A 22,853-nucleotide genomic window follows, 5' to 3' on the forward strand; every position below is an offset into this window, starting at 1 on the left:
TAGCCGTCATATGGCCAACGGCTCATCGGCCTGCTGTATCCGACAGACCCGAACAAATCGTCATGACGCAGATTAACATGCGCCATTCCACCGCAACTTGCCGGCTGGTCGGTTGTTCTCTCCACATCCTCTCGGATCAAATCCGCGCAATTTTTGCGCTGGAGGCTCGATCCATATCTTCGCCGACTTCACCTGCGCGTCCGGCGTGGTTTGCGCAGCCCCGAAACCTAAGGATCATTTATGTCAAAGCCTTCAAAATCCGCTTCTGCGCCCGGCAAAATCTCCGGCGAAACGCCCACAAAGGCGCCGCCTGCCGCTCCGGCCGATGCCATTTCGGATAGTTTTGCAGAGCCGCAGGGAACGGGAGGCGAGACTCATCAGACCGCCGGCGGCGACGTGGCTGTGCTGACGACCGCGCAGGGCATCCCCGTCGCCGACGACCAGAATATGCTGAAGCAAGGTTCGCGCGGCCCGACACTGCTGGAAGATTTGCATTTCCGCGAGAAGATTTTCCATTTCGACCATGAGCGCATTCCCGAGCGCGTCGTCCACGCCCGCGGCTACGGTGCCCATGGCTATTTCGAACTGACTGAATCGCTGAGCGACGTGACCCGCGCCGACGTGCTGCAGCGCGTGGGCGAGCGCGTGCCTGCTTTCGTGCGCTTCTCGACCGTGGCGGGATCGAAAGGCTCGGCCGACCTGGCGCGCGACGTGCGCGGTTTCGCGGTGAAGCTTTATACCCAGGAGGGCAATTGGGATATCGTTGGCAACAACATCCCCGTCTTCTTCATCCAGGACGCGATCAAGTTTCCCGACCTGATCCATGCCGCAAAGCCCGAGCCCGATCGCGATTTCCCGCAGGCGCAGACGGCGCACGATAATTTCTGGGACTTCATCAGCCTGACCCCGGAATCCATGCACATGGTCATGTGGATCATGTCCGACCGGACAATCCCCCGCTCACTGCGGACGATCGAGGGCTTTGGCGTCCACACGTTCCGGCTCGTCAATGCGGAGGGAAAATCGACCTTCGTAAAATTCCACTGGAAGCCCAAGCAGGGCCTGCAATCGGTCGCGTGGAACGAGGCGGTCAAGATCAACGGTGCCGATCCCGACTTTCATCGCCGCGATCTGTGGGACGCGATGAACGCAGGCGATTTTCCCGAGTGGGAGCTGGGCGTACAGCTGTTCGACGATGATTTCGCCGACAGTTTCGATTTCGACGTGCTGGATGCGACGAAGTTGATCCCCGAGGAGCTGGTGCCGGTCCGCATCGTCGGCCGCCTCGTCCTGGATCGCGTCGTCGACAATTTCTTCGCGGAGACCGAGCAGGTCGCCTTCATGACCCATAATGTCCCGCCGGGCGTCGATTTCTCCAACGATCCGCTGCTGCAGGGCCGCAACTTCTCCTATCTCGATACGCAATTGAAGCGCCTTGGCGGCCCCAACTTCACGCATATCCCGATCAATGCGCCCAAGTGCCCAATGGCCCATTTCCAGCAGGACGGACATATGGCGATGCGTAACCCCGTCGGGCGTGCGAACTACGAGCCCAATAGCTGGGGCGCCGCGCAGGGCGGCCCGCGCGAGGACCCGGTGCGCGGCTTTACAAGCTTTGCCGAAGCCGCCGATGGACCCAGGCAGCGGGTCCGATCGGAGAGCTTCGCCGACCATTACAGCCAGGCGCGGCAATTCTTCACCAGCCAGACGCCGATTGAGCAGAAGCATATCGGCGACGCGTTGGTATTCGAACTGAGCAAAGTGGAGCGGCCTGACATCCGCTCGCGCATCGTGTCGCACCTTCTTAACATCGACGAGACGCTGGCGGCGACGGTCGCGGACGGCCTTGGCCTTGCACTGCCAAAAGCGGCGCAGGCCGCGCGGCCAACGATCATGGACCTGCCGCCTTCCGATGCGCTCAGCATCGTCAGGAACGGGCCGGACAGCTTCAAGGGCCGCAAGCTCGGCATTTTGCTGACGGACGGCGCGGATGCCGCGATCTTCAATGCGCTCGTCAAAGCGGTGGAGAAAGAAGCGGCCGTCTATGAGGTGATAGCGCCCAAAATCAGCGGCGTGACACTGTCGGACGGCACGACGGTGGGGGCGAAGCAGAAAATCGATGGCGGGCCGTCGGTGCTGTACGACGCTATCGCCGTCGTCGCGTCGAAGGATGGCGCAGCGCTGCTGGCCATCGATGCGGCGGCCAAGGATTTCGTGACCGACGCCTTCACCCATTGCAAGTTCATCGCCCTGACCGCGGAGGCGCATCTGTTGTTCGAAAAGGCGGGCATCGCCGACGACATGGATGATGCCTGTCTGCCGCTCGGCGCGGTCAAGGATGCGGCGAACTTCCTTGCCGCCTGCCGCGCGCTGCGCCATTGGCCCAGGGAACTCGGCGTCGATCTCGATGCGCAGCCTGCCGCCTGACGTCGTGCACGGATCCAGACAAATCGGGGATGGCCTTGGGCCATCCCCCGTTTCGCCCATTCGCGCGCCCCGCTGCATGCGGATAGGCATCATCGCACATTTGAAGCATCCCATTGCCGAACCTTTTGCTGGCGGTCTCGAGATGCATACCCATTTGCTAGCCCGATCCCTGCGCAAGCGCGGTCATCGCGTGACGGTATTCGCCTCTTCCCGGTCCGACCCGGCAATCGGCGTGGAAGCGATCTGCGCGGAAACGGCGATGATGGCGGTCGGCACGACGGAAGCGATCGATGTCGCCTTCTTCCGGGAGCATCATGCCTATCTCAGCCTGATGACCGACCTGCGGCATCGCGACTTCGATATCATCCACAATAATTCGCTTCACTATCTGCCCGTGGCCTTGGCCGACAGCCTGCCGATGCCGATGGTCACGACGCTGCATACGCCGCCTTTTTGTTGGCTTGAGAGCGGCCTGCGCCTGTGCGCGGCCCGCAACAATGCGGTGGTGGCGGTATCCCAGTCGGTCGCGACGCTATGGAACCATGTGACGCCCACGGATGCCGTCATATTGAACGGGATCGATCTCGCCAAATTCGCTTTCCGCGATCGTGCCGACCCGCAAGGCTATCTGGTCTGGTACGGCCGCATCGTTCCGGAAAAAGGCCTGCATCTGGCGATCGAGGCGGCGCGACGCATCGGCCTCCCGCTCCGGATCGCGGGGCCGATCCTGGACGAGGATTATTACAACACCTCGATCGCGCCAGCCCTGGGCACCGACGCGGTGCATGTCGGGCATCTGGCCCATGAGGATCTTGCCAAGCTGGTCGGCGGAGCGCGAGCATTTCTCTGCACGCCGATGTGGGACGAGCCCTATGGCCTGGTCGTGGCCGAAGCCCTGGCCTGCGGGGTGCCGGTGGCAGCGTTCGCGCGGGGCGCCATTCCCGAAATTCTCGACGCCCGATGCGGCGTTCTGGCGGTGCCGGATGACTTCGTCTCGCTCGCGGAAGCCGGATTGGCGGCATTGGCGCTCGATCGACGGGATTGCCGCCGACGGGCGGAAACATTGTGCGACGCCGAACGCATGGTCGACAGCTACGAAGCTCTCTACCGGCGGCAAATCGGCCGCGCGGAGCAACACACCGTCTCGAGACCAATTGCCATGCCTTTGCATCTGGGCGCTGAACGGGCCGCGTTGCATGGTTGACCTATGCGTCTGCGTACCGGCGCGCAACGAGGCGAACCGGCTGCCCATATTGTTTGGCGCGCTGGCGGCACAGACATGGCCGGGTGTCATTCCCATTTCCCTGGCCATCAACAACACGACGGACGACAGCCTTCTCGTCATTGACTTGGAGAAACGACGTCATGCCCGCCGGCTGGACATCAGGGTTGTGCAGGCGGAATTTCCGCCCGCGCAGGCGCATGCCGGATCAGCACGCAAGCTCGCTATGGATGCCGGTTTAGCCATAGCGCCCGCCGATCCAGGTGCAATCCTTGTTAGCACGGATGCGGATGCGCGGCCGCCGATCGAATGGCTGGCGAGGATCGTCGCCGCCTTTGATCGTGGAGCCGATCTGATCGGTGGACGGATCGAGGTCGATCCGAATGAGCCTCTTCCCGCATCCGTATGGCGTTTGCGGACTGCGTGGGATCGCTACTGGGAGACTGTCAGAGCGATCGAAGACAATATCGACCCGTTGCCCTGGGATCCGGCGCCCCGCCATGGCGATCATACCGGCGCCTCACTCGCGATGCGGGCTGGCCTTTATCGCGCCTGTGGCGGTGTGCCACCTTTGCCGACGGGCGAGGATCGCGCTCTGGTGACGGCGGCGCTCAAGACGGGCGCCCGGCTCGCCCATCCTGCCGATGTCTGGACATTCGTATCGCCCCGGCGGGACGGACGCGCGCAGGGGGGCATGGCCGACGCCATGCATCAGATGTTCGAAAGCGCCGAAACGGGATCGCCGCCGATTGCCCCCGCCCTCGATCATTGGCGCGGCCGCGCGGCCTGGCGCAAGCGTTTGCGCGGGCGACCCGACGGCGACGCCCTGATCGCCCGGCGCGAACCGCTCCTTCCGCCCATGCCGCACGATATGGTGTTGGAGCTTTCCGCATGACGCGGCGGCCGATCGGTTATTATGTCCATCATCATGGTGCGGGTCACCTGGCGCGGGCGAACGCTATCGCGGCGGCGAGCGACTGGCCGGTCGTCCTGCTGGGTACCGGCATTGGCGACAGGGGGATCGACCTTAGCGACGATCGGCTGATACCGGGAGGGTTCGACGGGCTGGACGGCGCCGGTGACCGGCCAGAAGCGCTCCATTATGCTCCGCTCGATCATGAAGGCATACGATCACGAATCGCAAAGGTGAGCGAGTGGATCGCCGTCGCCCGGCCTGCGCTCATGGTGGTGGACGTCTCGGTCGAGATCGCGATGCTCGCGCGGTTGGCATCGGTGCCCGTCGTCTATGTCCGGTTGAACGGCGATCGGAGCGATCCGCCGCATGCCCAAGCCTTCGCCAGCGCCCATGCGCTGCTGGCGCCCTTTCACGAGACGTTCGAACGGTCTGAAACGCCCGATTGGGTGCGCGCGAAGACGCGCTATCTGCCGGGCATCACGCCTGTCCCTTTCAAAGCTGGCGTCGAAGCGGACAGGATATTGATTGTTGTAGGGCGTGGCGGCGTTCCGGGTAATAGCGCGTGGATCGCCGATGCAGCGCGTGCCTGTCCCCACAAGTCCTGGCGGGTGATCGGTCCGGTGACGCCGCCAGCCCGTTGCCCGTCCAACCTGATCTTCGCGGGATGGGTTGACGATCCGGCGAGCGAGATCGCGCGCGCCGCCTGCGTCATAGGCGCGGCGGGCGATGGACTGGTCGGCGCGGTGCTGGCGGCTGATCGGTCCTTCATCTGCCTGCCTGAAGACCGGCCCTTCGGCGAGCAGTTTGCAACGGCCCAAGCACTCGAAAGACTGGGTGCTGCGATTGTACTCAAGCAGTCGCCACAGCCGGTGGAGTGGCCGGATCTCATCGAACGAGAGGCGGCCATACCATCGGACGTGCGTCGGCGCCTGCATGATCCTTTGGGCGCCAAGGCGGCAGCGGTCTGGCTGGCGGCCCTGGCAGGGCGCTACATCGGCGAAAGGGCCGACGCCGCATGATCTCTTCGCCGCATCTGAAGGCCGCCCCGGACGGCCCGGCCGCCCGCGCCGCCGCCATCGCGCCCCGCCTTGCGGAACTGGGCGCCCGCTATGACGCCGCGCCCGTCTTTCCGGCCGACAGCATGCAATGCCTGGCTGCAGCCGGACTGCACCGCAGCTTCGCGCCCAATGCAAGCGGTGGCGCCGCCTATGCGGACGCTGTCGCCCGCGCACTCTGCCTGATGACTGTTCTGCGGATCGTGGGCCGTGCGGACCTCAGCGTAGGGCGACTGTACGAAGGCCATGTCAATGCGCTTGCCCTGTTCGACTGGTTCGGTTCGGTTGACCAACAGACCTCGCTCGGGCGTGCACTGGACCGCGGCGCTTTCTATGGCGTCTGGGCGACCGAGCCTGCCCCCGGCGTGCGGCTGCGGGAGCTGGACGGCCAGCAACTGCTCGAAGGCGCCAAATCTTTCGCGACCGGCGCCGGGGGTCTCGCCCATGCGATTGTCACGGCCCAGCCCCAACAGGGCCAGCGACGACTGGTGATCGTTCCGGCCAACGATCCCGCTCGCACCGACCTGTCCCACTGGCGGGTCCGGGGCATGCGCGCGACCGGAAGCGGCACCTATGACCTTACCCGCCTGCCTGTCCGGGCGGCGGACTGCCTGGGCCTGCCGGGCGATTATGACCTGGAGCCGCGTTTCACCACCGGTGCCTGGCGGTTCACGGCAGTCCAGTTGGGCGGGGTCGAGGCACTGCTCACGGAAACGCGCCTCGCCATGTCCGATGCCGCCCGGAGCGATCCGCTGCAACGCGCAAAATTCGCCGATGCGGTGGCGGCGACGCGCACCGCCTATCTCTGGGTCCGCGAATGCGCGTTGCGGGCGGCGCGTGAAGATGCCGATGGTCCGGCCTTTGCCCGGATGACCCGCGGCATCGTCGAGCGTGCCGCGCTCGACGTCATGGAACTCGCCGCGCGCATTATTGGCACGCGCAGCGCCATGGATGGGCAGCGCGTCGACAAGATCATCCGGGATTTGAGTCTCTATCTCCGGCAGGGCGGCCCCGATCATGCGCGGGACGAAGCGGCGCTGGCATGGCTCGACCATGACGCCTGGGGCGCGGACGATGCTTTATGGTGAGGATCGCCCGACAGCCACTGCGCTGGCTCGTGCTCGCGCCGCATCCTGACGACGAGACGCTGGGCGCGGGCGCGCTGATCGCGCAGACCGCTAAGGCGCGCCTGTTCGCCGGCCTTGTCTATCTGACGGACGGGTCCGGATCGCATGCCGACCTGAGCGTCGCGCTGGTGCATCGGCGCAAGCGTGAAGGGGCGGCCGCGCTCCAGCGCCTGACGGGCACGCGCGCTCAGCCGCCGATCCACCTGGGGTGGAAGGACGCCGCACCCGCCCAGCCGGGCAGCCGGGAATTTGATCGCGCAGCGCGCGCGCTGGCCGCCATTTGCCGCCGCCGCCGGGTCGATGCTCTGGCGGTCACAGCCCTGCACGAACCGCATTGCGACCATGAAGCGGCCGCGCGCCTCGCCTATGCCGTCCGGGACATCGTCGGACGCCCCCTTCTGATCGCCGAATATCTGGTCTGGGCCGAAGCGCCCGCCGCGCCGGCATGCCTTGCCATTCGCACAGCGCCGATGCTGATTGGCCAAAGGCGCCATGCCCTGGATGCCCATCGCAGCCAGCTGACCGCCGCGCACGGTCCCGGTTTTCGCTTGCCGTCGGAGCGTCGCCGCATGCCCGCCAGCGATGTGCTTTATCTGAGGAGGTCGATGTGACGCGACATGAGGCGAGCCTGGATGCAGACTATTTCGAAGGGATGTTCCGGGGAACCGACGATCCGTGGGATCTGGAGAGCAGCGACTACGAACGAGAAAAATATGCGCACACATTGCTGGCGCTCGGCTCCCGTCACTATGAACTGGGCTTCGAAGTCGGATGCGCCAAAGGCGTGCTGACACGGGGACTGGCCGAGCATTGCCGGGCGCTGCTGGCGATCGACATTAGCGAAACGGCGTTGAAGGCGGCTCGCGAACGGTGCGAGACGTTCGATCAGATATCCTTTGCTCGCATGGCTTTCCCAGACGAGGCGCCGCTCGGCAGCGCGTTCGACCTCATCATCCTGTCCGAAGTGGTATATTATTGGGATGATGGTGACATAGGCCGAGCGGCGGAATGGATCGACACGCATCTTGCCGAGGGCGGCGACTTGCTGCTGGTCCATTGGACCGGGGAGACAGACTATCCCCAGGGCGGGGACGAGGCCGTGGCGAAAATGCGCGATGCCCTTGACGCGCCCCTCCTGGTCGTCGCGGCGGAACGACGCGACCGTTATCGCCTCGATCTTTGGCGGCACGCGTCATGAGCCTCAGCGTGCTGACCATCGTCAAGGATCGGTCGGGCCATCTGGCGCAGTTGGTCGAAGGTCTCGGGCGAAGCCAGGTCCCGCCGCGGGAGCTGATCATCGTCGATATGGGCAGCCGCGTTCCTGTCGTTGTAGAAAGCATGCATTTCCCAGTTCATATTCTGCGGCTGACGCAGGCCGGCCTGCCCCTTGCGGCGGCACGTAACGCGGCGGCGCGATCAGCAAGCGGCGATACGCTGCTGTTTCTCGATGTAGACTGCATCCCGATGCATCGGTTGATAGATACCATCGCAGCGCTTGCCCTCGATAAGGACGCGCTGATTTGCGCCGAAGTCCTGTATCTTGGCCCCGACGATGCGCGCAAGGACTGGGATGAGGGCGACCTGATGGCACGGGCAACGGGCCACCCGGTCCGTCAATTTCCCGCGCGCGGATTTCGCGTGGAGGAGAATGCCGGGCTTTTCTGGTCGCTGGTCTTTGCCATCCGCCGTTCGCGCTTTTCTGCTCTAGGCGGTTTTGACGAAGCTTTTACTGGCTATGGCGCCGAAGACACGGATTTTGGTTTCCGCGCAAAACAGGCCGGCCTGCCACTGCTGTTCATGGGTGGCGCCGGCGCCTTCCACCAACATCATGATAGTTTCGATCCGCCGGTGCAGCATCTGGCGGACATCGTCCGGAACGCTCGCCTGTTTTACCAGCGCTGGAAAGTCTGGCCCATGGAGGGCTGGCTTGCGGCTTTTAAGGAGATGGGCCTCATTGCCCGTGCGGGCGACAGGATCACGCTGTTGCGTCAGCCCACTATTGACGAAGTCGCCCAGGCGCGCGTCCGGCCCGACTGATAAGGGTCCGTCGAAAAACGGCGGGGTTCCCCCGCCGCTGATCGTCAGCCTTCCATCGAGTGCTTGATGTCCCGCATCTCGTCATGGCCGGCCTTGACCGACGTATAGCAGGTTTCAATGAGGTCGCGCACGGCAGGCGACAGTTCCATGTCGCCCAAGGCATCCTCGAACTTGGCTTTGATATGGTCTTCGCCCGCTTCCACCTCATTGATGATTGCCTTGTCGTCGCTGCCCGTTACCGCGGACTTCAAGTTGAGGAACACCCTATGGGCGCCTGCCAGCACGGTGCCGTCGTCCTCCGGGTCGCCGCCTAGAGCCGTTACCTCCTGCTGCAGACGAGATGCGATCTCGCGGCGCTCACCAGCACGGCTGGTGAACAGCGCACCGAAACGGCTGTTCTCGCTGTCCTTGGCCGCCTCGGTATAGCCGTCCACGCTGTCTAGCGTGGTAGCGATCAGGCCGTTGAGCGTGGATATATCGTGACTGGTCTCGGACATGCTGTTTCCTGTCGTAGATAAAAGGAATGCCGCCGCAGGGACACGGCCACATGGTCCAACAACGATGGGCAGCAGCGAAAGTCGCAAGAAAATTGCCGCGATTGATCTTCATTAACTTGATTTTCTCTCAGTCGGGCGGGGCCTGGATATCTGGCTCACCAGACACAGTGGGCAAACCCCATCGAAACGTGCACGTCGAAAACCACAGCAACACGGGCATGATCGTCGGCATTGTCCTAGCGCTGGCTGCGGTTGCCGTCGCACTGCTTTTCGTAACCGGCTTTTGGAGCGCGGACGTCAAGGGCGGCGCTTTGCCAAAGGTCGATGTGAAGGCTGAAGGCGGCGCACTTCCCGATGTCGATCTAAACTCCAAATAAGTCGTCTTGGGGACAAAAAATACCACGATCGACGTACCCAAAGTTAAAAATGAAAAGAAAAAAATCGACGTCCCTACCGTTGGGTTATTGCGGACGGCACGAAATAACTATGGATCATTTTTAACTTACAGACCTCACGTGGTGGCGAGGCCTGTATCCATTATCCTACTGATGTTTTGCTAAATTAAGACGCTTATAAGCAGCGAAACAAGAGATATGAATTACTAGATTTTTATTTCTGCAGCCTTTGCTATGGTTTTGTGTGGAGTTCGGTTCAGCTCCATATGCCGGGGTTGACCCTCTATCGGTTCAGGAGCGAATTTTCTGAAGCAAGTCTCATGAACAGGTTGCACAAGCGCAACTGTATATGCATTTGCGACGTTTCGAAGGGAGCGGGGCACCCCTTTCCGATGGCTTGGCCATCCTATGACACAGGATCAAAGTGGCTGAATTCGAAAAGGTCGATCTGACAAATTGCGATCGCGAACCCATTCATCTCCTCGGCGCCATCCAGACACCTGGATTCCTGATTGCGGTCAGCACCGACTGGATCATCGCCAGAGTATCGAAAAACATTGACCTGCCCCCCGAGAGTTCCCTCATTCTAATGTAGAGTCTGCCGACAGAGGAGCAGACGTATGAGGAAGAGCCGTTTTACCGAAGCGCAGATTATCGGGATGATCAAGGAACAGGAGGCCGGGCTGCCGACGGTCGAGATTTGCCGGAAGCACGGGCTGAGCACGGCGACGTTTTACAAGTTGAAGGGCAAGTATGGCGGCATGGAGGTGTCCGATGCCCGCCGACTGCGTCAGCTTGAGGACGAGAACGGCAAGCTGAAACGCTTGCTGGCGGACAGTATGCTTGACAACGTCATCCTGAAGGACCTGCTGGGAAAAGCCTGACGACGCCAAGCCAGCGGCGTGACGCTGTGCTCAAAGTGCTGGGATGTTTTCAGATCTCCCAGCGCCGGGCCTGCGTGCTGATTGGTGTCGATCCCAAGACGGTCCGGCGCGAACGCCCGCCAGACCATGGTGCCATCCGTGTTGCCATGCGTGAGGTCGCGGGCAAGCGCCGCCGCTTTGGCTATCGCCGCATCGGCGTCATGCTCGAACGCCAGGGGCTGATCATGAATCATATGTGGACGACCCCCACTTACAAGAACCCTGAACAGATATTTTGAACGGATCGCTTGCGATCATATGTCCGGCCTCGGTGTGCGGTCGCACATGACCGCGGGCCAAGATGGTTTCCGCCACGCGAGTTCCAAACACAATCGCGACCTGTGAAGGCCAGTGATTCATGCGGAGTGTCACGCGTTTCGGATCGATCGATCACACCATCTGCTCGTTCTCTTGCAAGTTCCAGCCCCAACTCAGCACGGTAGCGTTAGCTGTACTCCCCGTGCAGCGATGAGCTCTATGCCGCGACCCCTAGGCGGCGTGGACAAATTTGAGCCAGTATCTGGCGGTGGCGAGATGGACCATGCCGAGGAAGCTATTGGCCAGTTGGTCGTAGCGGGTTGCGATGGCACGGTTGATTTTGAGGTGCCCGAACATACGCTCGATGCGGTTGCGCTGCTTGTAGAGCGTTCGGTCATGCTCGATCTTCACCCTGCGGTTTGAGCGGCCCGGAATTACGGGCTCTATCTGCCGTTTGGCGAGGTCGGCACGGATTGCGTCGGCATCGTAGCCCTTGTCGGCCAACAGTGCATCAGGTGCGCGTTCTGGCAGGCCGATCAAGGCATCATATGCCTTGCAATCCGCCACTTCACCGCCCGTCAGGATGAAGGCGAGTGGTCGTCCGAGGGCATCAGCCAAGCAGTGAAGCTTACTTGTGAACCCGCCCCGCGAGCGGCCAAGAGCGCGTCGATGAGTCCCCCTTTTCCGCCCGCTGCCGAGACGTGGGCGCGAACGGTGGTGCTGTCGATGCTGTAGTGGCCGCTGTCCGCCATGATCTCGGCCAGCGTCACGGCGACCGCCTCCCAGACCCCGGCCTCGCTCCACCGCCGGAATCGTCGATAGATGGTGTTCCAACTGCCATATTTAGGCGGCACGTCACGCCACGGAGCGCCGCAACGAAGTCGCCAGAGGATGCCATTGATGATGGAGCGGTTCTGTTCGGGCGGCCTGCCTCGACCACGGTTTTCAGGCTCGATGGGCAACAAGGCCTTCAGAACGCGCCATTCTGATTCAGTGAGATCGCCCCTGCTCAAGCCTGCCTCCAAAAAGCAGCCTTGAATCAATCCGCCTGCGCTACGTCAATCGTCTTCGCTGATGGCCGACACCTACAGCGCGGGATCGATAGCAAACCGGACCGGTAGGCGATAAGCTATTTATATGGGAACGCTGAAACTCGAAGATCGCACTGCGGAATACCAGTGGGCAACCGACGTAAACTTCGACGGCATACGTCTGGAGGTGCTCTCAAGCGACGGAACTACACTCTTCGACATCAGCATACTGGATGACGGTCACATCACCGTCAACACCTTCGGCAAGGAAGTTGCCGCAAACCTGATCGAGGCCGCAGTCGAGATCGCCCGTCAGCCGCGATAAGCTCACGCCCGCCAATTTGTCCACGCCGCCTAGTGCAGGCACTGCAGATCGGGATTTGTAGGGTTCGCCTGTCATCATCATTTTCCAGGCAATACGGGCGACCTTGTTCGCCAGCGCCACAGCGACAAGCTTGGGCGGCTTGCGCTTGAGCAACTCCATGAGCCAGGAAGATGCATTTTTACTTCGCCCCATCCGCACCTGTCGGAGGAGAGCGGTTGCACCCTGTATCAAGGTACTTCGCAAGGCCTCGTCACCGGCGCGGGTGATGACGCCAAGTCTGGTCTTCCCGGCTGTCGAATGATCTCTGGGTGTCAGGCCAAGCCACGCGGCAAAATCGCGGCCAGATCCAAACAGTTCAGGCGCCGGCGTCTTCATCATCAAAAGCGAAGCTCCGATTGGACCAACGCCCGGTATTTGCGCAAGGCGACGACTGCATTCGTCAGCACGGTGCCATGTCATCAGCCGGCTCTCAACCCTTTCGATTTCCTTCTGTAACTGCGCATATTCGTGGGCGTGAAGTGCGAACAGATCGCGCGCCATTTCCGGCAGCGTCTCATCCGTCGCGATCCGGTCGAGCAATGGCGTGATATGCCGCATCCCTTTGGCAGCCGTCAGTCCCAATTCGGCCGCGTAACCACGGATCGCATTGGTCAGCTGCGTGCGATTGCGAACCAAGCGGTCCCGCGTACCGACCAACATCAGTGCCGCTTGCTGCTCGGCAGTCTTCACCGGCACGCAGCGCATCGTCGGGCGGCTCATCGCTTCGCACAACGCCTCGGCATCGGCGGCGTCATTCTTGCCACGCTTTACATATGGTTTCACATATTGCGGCGGCAGCATCTTCACCTCATGCCCCAACGATTGCAGCTCCCGCGCCCAGTGATGCGAGCCGCCGCACGCTTCGATTGCCACTACCGTCGGCGGCAGTTTACCGAAAAACTCGACCATCTCTTTGCGCCGAAGCTTCTTGCGCAATACCGGCTCCTCGGCCGCATTCACGCCATGCAGCTGAAAGACATGCTTTGACGTATCCATTCCAACTCGGATAAACTGTTCCACGGACGGCCTCCTCGGTTGAGATCTACAACGACCTCATTCTGGCACACTTTGATGCCGTTCGGGGGTCGTCCACCCCAACACAAGAAGCTCTATCGGATTTACAGGGAGGAAGGTCTATCGGTTCGTCGCCGTCGGGGTCGGAAACGGGCGCGTGGTAGTCGCACCCCCATGCCCGTGCCGTTGATCCCGGGCGCACGCTGGTCGATGGATTTTGTGTCGGACACCTTCGGTGCGTCGCGCAAATTCCGGATATTGGCCATCAATGACGATTGCTGCCGGGAGAACCTGTGCCTGGTCGGCGATACCAGCATCTCGGGTGCCCGAGTGGCGCGTGAACTTGATACGCTGGTGCGCCTCTATGGCAAACCGGCTTGCATTGTCAGCGATAACGGAACCGAGTTCACCAGTCGGGCGATCCTGGAATGGGCTGGCAAGAACAAGGTCGAGTGGCATTACATCGATCCGGGCAAGCCCCAGCAGAATGGGTTCATCGAGTCCTTTAACGGATCGCTGCGCGATGAACTGCTCAACGAGGAGTTGTTCGACAGCCTGGCCGATGCCCGCCGGAAGCTGGCCATCTGGCGCTATGATTACAACAATGTCCGGCCCCACTCGTCGTTGGGAAATCGAACGCCTGCACAAGCGCGTCGGGCGTTCGAGCAGGACGAGAGCATCACGCCCGACGCGCTTGTGCAGGCGCAGGGGCCATCGTATTTAACCGCAAGACTCTCGTTATGATCGAGGGACTGACGGGGGGCAGGTCAGTGCAAGCATCGTCACATGGCATCGTCAAAGCACCAGCGTCCTCCATCCTGATCAGGAGGTGCAGACTCACGGCTACACTTTACGTCCGCAAGGTGGGGCCGCCGCCCCACTTACCCAGCCTTTGCTCCTTAAGTGCAGACCTTCCTCTTTTCCGGCAGCCGCAGCCCAAAGCCTCCGTTGAGTGAATTTTCAAAGGAAAGTGGCCACGCGCAAGAAGATAAAGGCTGCAGACAACTCGCTATCGTCTATTTAGAGTTCTTGGGTCAAGCCGCACCTTATCAGCATATAAGTCACTGCTGTCTTTAGAGAGGTATTCGGGAACGAACGCTTTAAACGAGGCCTTGGACTTGGAGAGTAATATTTCCTCAATGTCGATAGGCTCCATGAATTTTAAGCCAGCCCGTCCATCTTTGATCCAGCGTACATCCGCATCGAGAGGTTCTAAAAGACCAATCTCTAGCGATACCACTTCGCCGATCTGCAATGGCAGGCTGGTTTCCACCATGGCCCCAGTACATGAGATATTACGCAGCCGAACTGCTTCGCTTGTAGCACGCGCCGTTATTTGCCCCGCTCGTATAAGGCGACGGCGCTCGGCCCGATCATTGCGGTGACCGCTGGCGGCAGAGCCATTACCTTGAGCGCGGTTCATCGCAGAGTAGGCGTCCATCGGACGACCATATATATAGCCTTGGATTAGCGTGCATCCCAGTTCGCGGACGAGGGCCAGCTGATCCTCGGTTTCCACCCCTTCTGCCGTTGTAATCATGCCAAGATCATTAGCCAGGCCGACAATGGCCTTAATGATAGGAATATTGTTGCTTCCCCGGAGGGTTGCCCCCTTGATGAAAGATTGATCAATCTTGATTTTGTCAAAGGGGATCGTCTTAAGGTACCCAAGGCTGGAATAGCCTGTGCCAAAATCATCCAGCGCAATCTTGACGCCTAGCCCTTTCAAGGTCGCGATGGCAGCGCGCGTTTTCGCGGTGTCGTTGAGTAATGCGCCTTCCGTAATTTCAAGCTCCAGCCTGTCTGCGGGCAAGCCTGCATAAGCCAGCGCGCTGGTCACCAATGTCGGGAGTGCCTGACTTGAAAATTGAACGGGAGAAATATTGACAGCAACGCTTACCGAACTGGGCCATTTCGCGGCTTCGATGCAAGCGGTGCGCAATACCCATTCGCCTAACTCATTAATGAGGCCGGATTCTTCGGCGATCGGAATAAATACCGCAGGAGACATGACCCCGCGCACGGAGTGGGTCCAGCGAACCAGCGCCTCGAACCCCACCAAAGCATTAGATTGTGTATCAATTACAGGCTGATAAGCGAGATGAAACTCGCCTCTTTCCAAAGCCCTTTGCATGTCCTCTTCGATCTGCTGCCGCAGCAGCGCCTGCTCGTGCATTTCCGAAGCAAAAAACCGATAGGTGCCTTTACCCGCCGCTTTTGCGGCATAAAGAGCAAGGTCTGCATCTCGGATCAAATCAATAGCAGACCGGTGGTCGTAATCTGAGGTAGCAATCCCGATAGAGGTGCCGATCGTGATCAACTGTGTTTTGATGATGTAGGGTTGGGACAGGGTGTAAATGATATCTGCCGCGATAGTCGAAAGAATATCTTCTTCGCAGATATCGGCAAATACTAACTGAAACTCGTCGCCGCCAAGACGACCGACTTGCCCTCTTCCAGCGACGGTATTTACCAAACGCTCTGAAACGGCCTTCAGCAATTGGTCACCCATGAGGTGGCCGAATGTGTCGTTGACGAGTTTGAACCGGTCGAGATCCAATATCATCGTGGCACATCGTTGTTTGCGATGAGCGCACGAGACGAGGCTATTTTCCAGCGCCTGCCGCATCGTCTCCCGGTTCGCAAGACTGGTGAGGGAATCGAAGCGGGCCAGTTGCAGAAGTTTGATTTCGGAATTCTTCTGATCGGTGAGATCGACCGCAAAGCCGACAAACCCACAATATCGACCAGCTTCGTCATGATAGGGTCCGCCGGTGAGCGACCACCAAAGATCGTCGTCCCCCTTAGCCTTCAGGACCAGCCCGTCGAACGGGATGCGAGATGCGATATAGAAGCTGAGGCTTCGCTCCGACGCTTCCTCCGCGAGACTGATGTCGCTATCAACCAGATCAGACAGGTTAGCCGGATAGACGCCAAAAGTTGCCATGGTGCTACTTATCTTCGCGCTGAGATAGGAAAGAGAGCCGTCTCTATGCGTCGCCCAGAACCACCCTTTGCCCTTTTCTTCATATTTGGCGAGCAAGCGCGCCGCCTGGCTTTCCGCCAGCCCGGCGTCTCCAGCGCCGATGAAACGGCTCAAGCGCACGCGCACGCTCCCTGATCAGGAGTGCGCCAACGGCCACGAAAGAATGCCCGCTTAGCCATCCGGCTGAAACCGATTGTCGATCACCTTACCGCCCAAGGCGTCAGCGCGGGGAATCGGATTGGATGGCGGGAGTACGGAAAAGGTCACACGGGGACTCGTATCGGCGTTGTACGATGCACCGGACTCGTTGATAGCTGATGAAGGAGACTGAGCCGCGGCAGTATTGGCAACTAAGGCTGGCGACGTGGCTTGCCCTGTGCTGGTCGACTGGTCGACCGCTGCGATGATTAGCACACCCACCCCCAATGCCACATAGATGAACTTATCCATGGTTTCGCCTATCTTTCAGCATGTCGATGGAACGACATTTTCGTTGTTGTATATGCCGTTTGAGCCACCGCCATAATCTCTCTGATCGCGCACGGTCATGGCAGCGACGGCGGTGATTTGATTCTGTGGAATGAAGAGACGCGCTATAAGAGGCTGATAGTCGTAGGCTATCTCTACGAACATAAGCGCGCCATCATCAGGCGCAGTTGCGGTTTGCCCACCCACGGTGATCCCGGTCAGGTTGCTATCGCCGGACCGCCCATAGGAAGATGGCCAATTTTTGCTGCCGCGGCACCGTTGCCACCTGATCCGATATCGGTTGGTCGGGTTAGGATTGGCCACGGGTTCGATGCTGCTCAGGATGACCCGGCCTTTGCCGTAAAGATCAAGACGGCCGCTCTGAAGGTTTGCGCCGGTCAGAAGATCGTTGATCTGCGCCTCAGTGATCTGCTTGTTTGCGAGAACAGTGCCGGTGCCGATGCGGGCCGCATTATCCGCCACGTGCAATGCAAGCTGGCTGATCCGCATCTTAGTGGTGACGAAATTTGTAAGTTCCGCTCCGGTAAAAGCGATAGCCGTCATCAGCGGCAAGGCGAGGCCGAACTCCACTACGGCAACAGCCTTGGATTCACGCGCGAGGCGCCTGAAGAGCGCAGCGATATTCATGCGCAATGCCCCACAATCGGGCTTCCATATGCGCCTTGCTCTCCGAACGGCTGGTTTTCCAGCACTGTCCGGGCTTCAACGGTCACATTCTCCGAAAGTCCTACCAGCTTCGCGATCGGCAAGAGACGCGGATAGGTCATCGTCACGGTATAGACCACATCATCTTTGGCCCCGCCCTGCCCGTTGTCGCCCCCATCTCGATCCCAAACCGTGTTGCGATTGTTGTCCTGGAAGGGTTCATCATTGTCGCAGAGCCCGTTAGCATTAATGTCCTGAAACGCTTCGGCTGTCGCCTGTGCTGCCTTGGTAAAGTCGCGGAAGTAGCGACGCGTAAAGGTAACGGTCGAATTAGCGGCCAGAAGCTGGACCCGTTCACGCACGGCCGCGTCCAGAAGCTGCTGCTGAACGTCTACTTTTCCGCTTTCAAGCGTGGCGTCCCGCGCGCTTTTCTGCACAGTGCCCTGCAACACGGACTGCACGTACAAGCTGTGCCCAAGGTCCATGAAGCCGAGCAACGTTGTCACGAATACGGTAGCAATCAGGCCGAACTCGACGATCGTGGCGCCCGCCTCTTCTTTAATCAATCTGCAACCATGGCCTTGAAGAGCGATCATTTCGTCAGCCTCAACTGAGATATTTCATCCGCAATCTGCTGAAAGTTGGAAATTAGCGTGGCGCTGTTAGCAGCTACATAGAAACGGTTTGGCGACGCACAGGACTGAAGCAACGCCTGTGCCCCGGAACTGACACCCGACCCGAAGGAGATTACCCACAAGGTGATATTCTTCGATTTGATAGCCGAGCACAGAGCCTTGGTGCGTTCGTTGACAACAGAGGTGAGGACATTGGAACTCGGCCCTGCATTGCTACGCGTCTGTCGCCTGTCCCACCAGCCAATTCCATGGGCGGTATAGCCTTGATTACTCGTAACCGTGTCGCCGTCGGTCATAAATACCAGATGGCGTTCGATCTCACCGCCGGTGGGTGTGAACGCATTTTCCGATTCGAACAGACCGGTCGGGGACATAAGCCGCGCCCCCCAAAGTAGGCCAATATCATGGTAGGTGTTGCCGTTCGGGTATAGCGTGTTCACGTAGGATTCGAACGCGTTAGCGGAGGAATAGACCTTGAGCTTCGATGCCGACGTGGGACAGGCGTAGGTGTAGTTTCGACTAAGGTCCGAACTCGTCTTGACCTTTGCAGTCGTCCAATTGCCGGCGCTATCATAGCGGCCCCATACAAGATCCGGCAGGAGCGGACGCCATTTGCTGGCATCCGACCCATTAGGGACAAGATCAATGTTCATATCGAGGGCGCCGGCGGGGATCGGGCTGAACTCGCCGGTCGGATCGTCATCGCTGTTCTGATATGTCTGGCGTTCCTCGATGCAGCCGTCCCAACCGATCGTAGCAGTCTGGCCGAATGCGCCAACAGGCGCTGTAATGCCGGTGCTCCAGCTACTTCCTCCAGCTTTTAGGCCGGACACGTTGAACGTCAGTTGATCATATTCATATTCCTTGAAGCCGGTGGTATCGGTACGTTGATAATTTCGCTTCAAATAGCCGCTGATATAGCGCCGCTGTAACTGGCACTTCCCGCTGACCATCACGCCTTGATAGTTGTAATAGCGGCCATCCTGATTGGTGGACCAGCTGACCACCCGGCTGGCACCGCTCCCGCTTACGCTTTCATTGTAGGGCGCGCTTTCAGTCCCGGTCATTTCGGTTGAATCGGCTGGTATTTTTCCCGCGCAGCTCGTACCACTGGCGCTTCCGAAATTCTCCCAAGCGCTCCAGTTCATGTTGTAAGGGATTTGTTCTGCAGAAACGACTTCAGCCTTGCCCTCCTTATAGCCGTCTACATCAACCCCTCCCGCCATCTTCGCCTTGCGCGACTGATAGAGCGCGCTATCGACCATCCAGTCGTTGCGCAGCAGGCGTCCGACATTCACGTTCGACGAATAAGGGACGAAGCCGAAGCGCAATTGCACGTCATTGTTGCGGCTGCCGGTCGGATTACTCCCACAGTCAGCGGAGGTATCGACCTTCGCCAAGGCTTCATAGAAGCATTTGACCGCCTTTTTCAGGCCATTGATCTTGGTGTCGCTGTCGCCTGCATTGATCGATGCCATCGACCCCGTCGTGTCGAGAACGAACATCACATCCGTGTTGGGTATACGCATTTCCGCGTCGCATGTGACCGCAATCGTTTTGGTGGATTGACCGAATATCACCATAATCGTCATCGGGATGGTGACTGAAGCTGTACCCGTCACCTTGCCCTGATTTTCGATGAAGTTTTTGGACAGGGTGCTCGACCCGTAGGAGCCTGGCACGTAGTTGATGTTGAAGATGCCTTCGGCCGTGGTGCGCGCCTTGTCGCCATTAGCGTTCCAAGCACCGCCAGCCATCTGCTTGCGCCCCGCCAGCGCTCCCGCGTCGCAGGCGTGCTGAAGCCGCGTTTTGACGAGATATATGCGCGCCATATCGACGCCCCCGCCAATAAAGCCCAGCAAGGGAATAAATCCAGCAGCGACCATCACGAGAACGTTGCCCGCTTCGTTTTCGCGCAAGCGTTTAAGAAAACCCATGAATGCCCTCCAGAAGATGCATCCATAACGGATCAAGGTTTAGATAGAATTAAGTCTATGACTTTTTTGTTTAATCCAGGTTAGCGCCTTCTGCTGGAAAGGCCTCAATCTCACAGCGCATCTATCTCAACCAAGTTTTTTGTTACGTTATCGAAGCAAATTGCTAGGCTAATTGTCTTGGTGGAACCGGCACGGTTGCGCCATTGTGGAATGAAGATTGATTTGATGTCCGCTATCGCCATCTCGGCGCTCTAAAGCTGACTGACCATAAAGTCCCATCTGCGGACGAATGAATGGTCGAACAATCCGGAGGCGCAAATCGTTCTCCAGTCGGGCGGTCTGATCTAGCCAATCACACCAGCGGTTCGCTTGAGCTCCGCAATCTTTTCCGAGCAAACTTGGCGCACAACACCACCCAGCGCCTCGATCCGGCTCGCAAGCCATTCCAATTCTTCAGCCGAGATTGTCAATCGGCGTGCAAACGGGACCCCTTATCGGCGCGCAAAAGGGACCCCCTGTCAGGATGGCGGAGCGTTGATGTGACGGGCTTCCTTGCGCTGCGCGCGGCGTAGGGAGGGCGTAGCCCGACCGGAGGCGCGCGCAGCGCAAAACATCTTCTAATTGATCGGTGCTGGGGGGGATCAGCTGCGGTTTTTGAAGCGCCAGCTGTCATTGCCGGTCTCGACGATGTCGCAATGATGGGTGACGCGGTCGAGGAGCGCGGTGGTCATCTTGGGATCGCCGAACACGGTGGGCCACTCGCCAAAGGCGAGGTTGGTGGTGATGATGACGCTGGTCTGCTCATAGAGTTTGCTGATCAGGTGGAACAGCAGCTGGCCGCCTGATCGGGCGAACGGCAGATAGCCCAGTTCATCGAGCACGATCAGATCGAGGCGGGATAGCTGGGCGGCGAGAGCGCCACTCTTGCCGATCCTGGCCTCCTCTTCGAGGCGGGTCACCAGATCGACCGTGTTGAAGTAGCGGCCTCGGGCGCCGGAGCGCACTACATTGGCGGTGATGGCGATGGCCAGATGGGTCTTTCCTGTGCCTGTGCCGCCGACCAGGACGATATTGCGCCGTGCGGGCAGGAACGCGCCGCTGTGCAATGAACGCACAAGCCCCTCGTTGATCGGGGTACCCTCGAACCGGAAGGCATCGATGTCCTTTACGACTGGCAGCCTGGCAGCGGCCATCCGGTATCGGATCGACGCGGCATGACGATGCGTCGCCTCCGCTCGCAGGAGATCGGTCAGTATCTCCATGGTGGTGCGCTGGCGCTGAAGGCCGGTGGTGACGGCATCGTCGAACGCGCCCGCCATGCCCTTGAGTCCAAGCCCGCGCATGGCCTCGATCATATCATGCCGCTGCATCGAAGGTCCTCAGCTGGTCGTAACGGGCACAGTCGGCGATCGGGGGATGGCGCAGAGCGCTATCCTCGGAGGTGATGATCGTCAGAGGACGCGGCGGTTCCCGGCGTCGTGCCAGGATGTTGAGGATCAGGTCGTCGCTTGCCGTGCCCGTCGCCAGTGCCTCACGCACAGCGGCTTCGACAGGCTCCAGGCCATCGGTCAGTACGGCCGACAACACACGGACGAACCGGCGATCGGCATCGTCGCCATTACCCAGCTTGCGGCGCAGGCGGGCAAGCGCCGGTGGCAGATCCCAGTCCTGGAAGGGGGCACCGTTCCGCAGCGCGCCAGGCTTGCGGGCCAGCACTGGCAGATAATGCCAGGGGTCATAGATCGTGCGGTTGCGCCCAAAGTAGCGAGGATGTTCAGCGACAACCTCTTCGCCGCAGCGAACGACGATGCGATCGGCATAGGCGCGGACCTGCACCGTGCGTCGTGCCACCGTCGATAGCACCGAGTAGCGATTGCGGTCGAAGCTGATCAGGCAGGTGCCGGTCACAGCATGCTCGCTCTCATTGAAGCCGTCGAACGGTCCCAGCATCGGCTGCAGCGCAGATCGTTCGATCTCCAGCATCTGCGCCACGGTCAGCTCTCCCTGTTCGGGATGGGGCTGCCGTTCCGCCCAGCGCCGACACTCGGCCTCCAGCCAGCCATTGAGCTCTTCGAGACTGGCGAACCGCAACCGGGGCTGGAAGAAGCGACCCCGGATCGTCTGCACCTGGTTCTCGACCTGACCCTTCTCCCATCCCGCCGCAGGCGAGCAGGCCGTGGGCTCGACCATATAATGGTCGGTCATGATCAGGAACCGCCGGTTGAAGACGCGTTCCTTGCCGGTGAACACGCTCGTCACAGCCGTCTTCATATTATCGTAGATGCCGCGCCCTGGCACGCCGCCGAAGAAAGCAAAGCCGCGCGCATGCGCGTCGAACAGCATCTCCTGGCTCTCACGAGGATAAGCCCGGACATAGACCGCGCGTGAGGCACACAGTCGCATATGCGCGACCTTCACCCGCATCGGTGCCCCGGCGATCTCAACATCTTCATGGCTCCAGTCGAACTGGTAGGCCTCGCCTGGCCTGAACATCAGCGGGATGAAGGCCGTGACACCATCGCCGGCATCTTTGCGCCGCTCGATCTTCCAGCGCGTCGTATAGCGCCGCACCGCATCGTAAGAACCCTCAAAGCCTTCGCGCACCAGCAGGTCATGGATCCGCGTCATCCGCAGCCGGTCACGCCTGCCGCGCAGCTCGTTCTCTTCCAGCAGCGTGTTCAGGCGCTCCTGAAACGGACCGATCCTGGGCAGCGGCTGAACCTTGCGCTGATAATCAAAGGCGCCCTCCGGCGCTCGGACCGCTTTGCGGATGACCTTCCGCGACACATGCAGATCCCGTGCGATCGCCTTGATCGCCTTGCCTCCGGCATACTCGCGCCGGATCCGTAAAACTGTCTCCAAAACCAACATCCCGATCTCGCCGCCTGAAAATCC

The 22,853-nt window shown here is 60.2% G+C and carries 18 protein-coding genes and 4 pseudogenes; 12 read left to right on the forward strand and 10 right to left on the reverse strand.

Going from position 1 to position 22,853, the window contains the following annotated elements; genetic code table 11:
- The first annotated feature begins 240 nt into the window (after nt 1-240).
- The 8 genes from sphantq_RS03645 (at nt 241) to sphantq_RS03680 (ending at nt 8,784) form a co-directional block, all read left to right on the forward strand.
- Complete coding sequence (locus tag sphantq_RS03645; protein ID WP_272799633.1) at nt 241-2,427, forward strand: catalase; 2,187 nt, start codon at nt 241-243, stop codon at nt 2,425-2,427.
- A 76-nt stretch (nt 2,428-2,503) separates the two neighbouring features.
- On the forward strand, nt 2,504-3,631 hold the full coding sequence (locus sphantq_RS03650; protein ID WP_272799634.1) for a glycosyltransferase: 1,128 nt from the start codon (nt 2,504-2,506) through the stop codon (nt 3,629-3,631).
- Nucleotides 3,624-4,544, forward strand: coding sequence for a glycosyltransferase (locus tag sphantq_RS03655; protein WP_272799635.1), 921 nt, complete (start codon nt 3,624-3,626; stop codon nt 4,542-4,544). Before sphantq_RS03650 ends, sphantq_RS03655 begins: the two co-directional genes overlap by 8 nt.
- Nucleotides 4,541-5,584 (forward strand): glycosyltransferase, encoded by a 1,044-nt coding sequence (locus sphantq_RS03660; RefSeq protein WP_261935101.1) that lies wholly within the window; start codon nt 4,541-4,543, stop codon nt 5,582-5,584. The genes sphantq_RS03655 and sphantq_RS03660 overlap by 4 nt, the downstream gene beginning before the upstream one ends.
- Nucleotides 5,581-6,708: an acyl-CoA dehydrogenase family protein gene (locus sphantq_RS03665; RefSeq protein WP_261935102.1), complete on the forward strand. Its 1,128-nt coding sequence runs from the start codon at nt 5,581-5,583 to the stop codon at nt 6,706-6,708. The genes sphantq_RS03660 and sphantq_RS03665 overlap by 4 nt, the downstream gene beginning before the upstream one ends.
- Nucleotides 6,702-7,358: a PIG-L deacetylase family protein gene (locus tag sphantq_RS03670; protein WP_261935103.1), complete on the forward strand. Its 657-nt coding sequence runs from the start codon at nt 6,702-6,704 to the stop codon at nt 7,356-7,358. Before sphantq_RS03665 ends, sphantq_RS03670 begins: the two co-directional genes overlap by 7 nt.
- Nucleotides 7,355-7,945, forward strand: a complete 591-nt coding sequence (locus tag sphantq_RS03675; protein WP_261935104.1) for a class I SAM-dependent DNA methyltransferase — start codon at nt 7,355-7,357, stop codon at nt 7,943-7,945. The genes sphantq_RS03670 and sphantq_RS03675 overlap by 4 nt, the downstream gene beginning before the upstream one ends.
- A complete protein-coding gene (locus sphantq_RS03680; protein WP_272799636.1) occupies nt 7,942-8,784 on the forward strand; it encodes a glycosyltransferase family 2 protein in 843 nt (280 codons plus the stop codon). Before sphantq_RS03675 ends, sphantq_RS03680 begins: the two co-directional genes overlap by 4 nt.
- Before the next feature lie 44 nt (nt 8,785-8,828).
- On the opposite strand, the gene sphantq_RS03685 is transcribed toward sphantq_RS03680, so the two are convergent.
- Nucleotides 8,829-9,281 (reverse strand): PA2169 family four-helix-bundle protein, encoded by a 453-nt coding sequence (locus sphantq_RS03685; RefSeq protein WP_272799637.1) that lies wholly within the window; start codon nt 9,279-9,281, stop codon nt 8,829-8,831.
- Between the two features lie 50 nt (nt 9,282-9,331).
- On the opposite strand from sphantq_RS03685, the gene sphantq_RS03690 reads away from it, so the two are divergent.
- The 3 genes and pseudogenes from sphantq_RS03690 to sphantq_RS03700 form a co-directional block, all read left to right on the forward strand.
- A complete protein-coding gene (locus sphantq_RS03690; RefSeq protein ID WP_261935107.1) occupies nt 9,332-9,658 on the forward strand; it encodes a hypothetical protein in 327 nt (108 codons plus the stop codon).
- A gap of 442 nt (nt 9,659-10,100) precedes the next feature.
- Nucleotides 10,101-10,238 (forward strand): annotated as a pseudogene (locus sphantq_RS03695) (hypothetical protein); the annotation flags it as partial.
- 58 nt (nt 10,239-10,296) lie between these two features.
- Nucleotides 10,297-10,793 (forward strand): annotated as a pseudogene (locus tag sphantq_RS03700) (transposase); the annotation flags it as partial.
- 295 nt (nt 10,794-11,088) lie between these two features.
- On the opposite strand, the gene sphantq_RS03705 reads toward sphantq_RS03700, so the two are convergent.
- Together sphantq_RS03705 and sphantq_RS03710 are read right to left on the reverse strand one after the other, a co-directional pair.
- Nucleotides 11,089-11,870 (reverse strand): IS5 family transposase gene (locus sphantq_RS03705; protein ID WP_272799347.1). Its coding sequence is split into 2 segments (ribosomal slippage): nt 11,089-11,546 and nt 11,546-11,870, totalling 783 coding nucleotides; the frame shifts between segments, so codons are not numbered across the junction.
- A gap of 376 nt (nt 11,871-12,246) precedes the next feature.
- A pseudogene (locus sphantq_RS03710) lies at nt 12,247-13,272 on the reverse strand (IS110 family transposase); the annotation flags it as partial.
- Between the two features lie 78 nt (nt 13,273-13,350).
- Here sphantq_RS03710 and sphantq_RS03715 point away from each other — a divergent pair.
- Nucleotides 13,351-14,010: pseudogene (locus sphantq_RS03715) on the forward strand (IS3 family transposase); the annotation flags it as partial.
- Between the two features lie 265 nt (nt 14,011-14,275).
- Here the strand turns inward: sphantq_RS03715 and sphantq_RS03720 are convergent.
- The 7 genes from sphantq_RS03720 to istA all read right to left on the reverse strand — a co-directional run bounded on the left by sphantq_RS03720 (nt 14,276) and on the right by istA (nt 22,829).
- Nucleotides 14,276-16,366: an EAL domain-containing protein gene (locus sphantq_RS03720; RefSeq protein WP_261935115.1), complete on the reverse strand. Its 2,091-nt coding sequence runs from the start codon at nt 16,364-16,366 to the stop codon at nt 14,276-14,278.
- Between the two features lie 57 nt (nt 16,367-16,423).
- The gene (locus tag sphantq_RS03725) at nt 16,424-16,702 is read right to left on the reverse strand and encodes a hypothetical protein (protein ID WP_272799639.1); all 279 of its coding nucleotides are present in this window, start codon (nt 16,700-16,702) and stop codon (nt 16,424-16,426) included.
- Nucleotides 16,703-16,717: 15 nt separating this feature from the next.
- Nucleotides 16,718-17,368, reverse strand: coding sequence for a TadE/TadG family type IV pilus assembly protein (locus sphantq_RS03730; RefSeq protein ID WP_272799640.1), 651 nt, complete (start codon nt 17,366-17,368; stop codon nt 16,718-16,720).
- Nucleotides 17,365-17,982, reverse strand: coding sequence for a TadE/TadG family type IV pilus assembly protein (locus sphantq_RS03735; RefSeq protein ID WP_272799641.1), 618 nt, complete (start codon nt 17,980-17,982; stop codon nt 17,365-17,367). The genes sphantq_RS03730 and sphantq_RS03735 overlap by 4 nt, the downstream gene beginning before the upstream one ends.
- Nucleotides 17,979-19,958 (reverse strand): pilus assembly protein, encoded by a 1,980-nt coding sequence (locus sphantq_RS03740; RefSeq protein WP_261935119.1) that lies wholly within the window; start codon nt 19,956-19,958, stop codon nt 17,979-17,981. Before sphantq_RS03740 ends, sphantq_RS03735 begins: the two co-directional genes overlap by 4 nt.
- A gap of 641 nt (nt 19,959-20,599) precedes the next feature.
- Entirely contained in the window at nt 20,600-21,328 is a 729-nt protein-coding gene (istB, locus tag sphantq_RS03745) for an IS21-like element helper ATPase IstB (RefSeq protein WP_272798407.1), read from the reverse strand.
- Nucleotides 21,315-22,829, reverse strand: coding sequence for an IS21 family transposase (gene istA / locus sphantq_RS03750; RefSeq protein WP_125999130.1), 1,515 nt, complete (start codon nt 22,827-22,829; stop codon nt 21,315-21,317). The genes istB and istA overlap by 14 nt, the downstream gene beginning before the upstream one ends.
- Between the last annotated feature and the right edge of the window lie 24 nt (nt 22,830-22,853).

Origin of the sequence: Sphingobium sp. AntQ-1 (assembly GCF_028538045.1) — a bacterium.
GTDB lineage: Bacteria > Pseudomonadota > Alphaproteobacteria > Sphingomonadales > Sphingomonadaceae > Sphingobium > Sphingobium cupriresistens.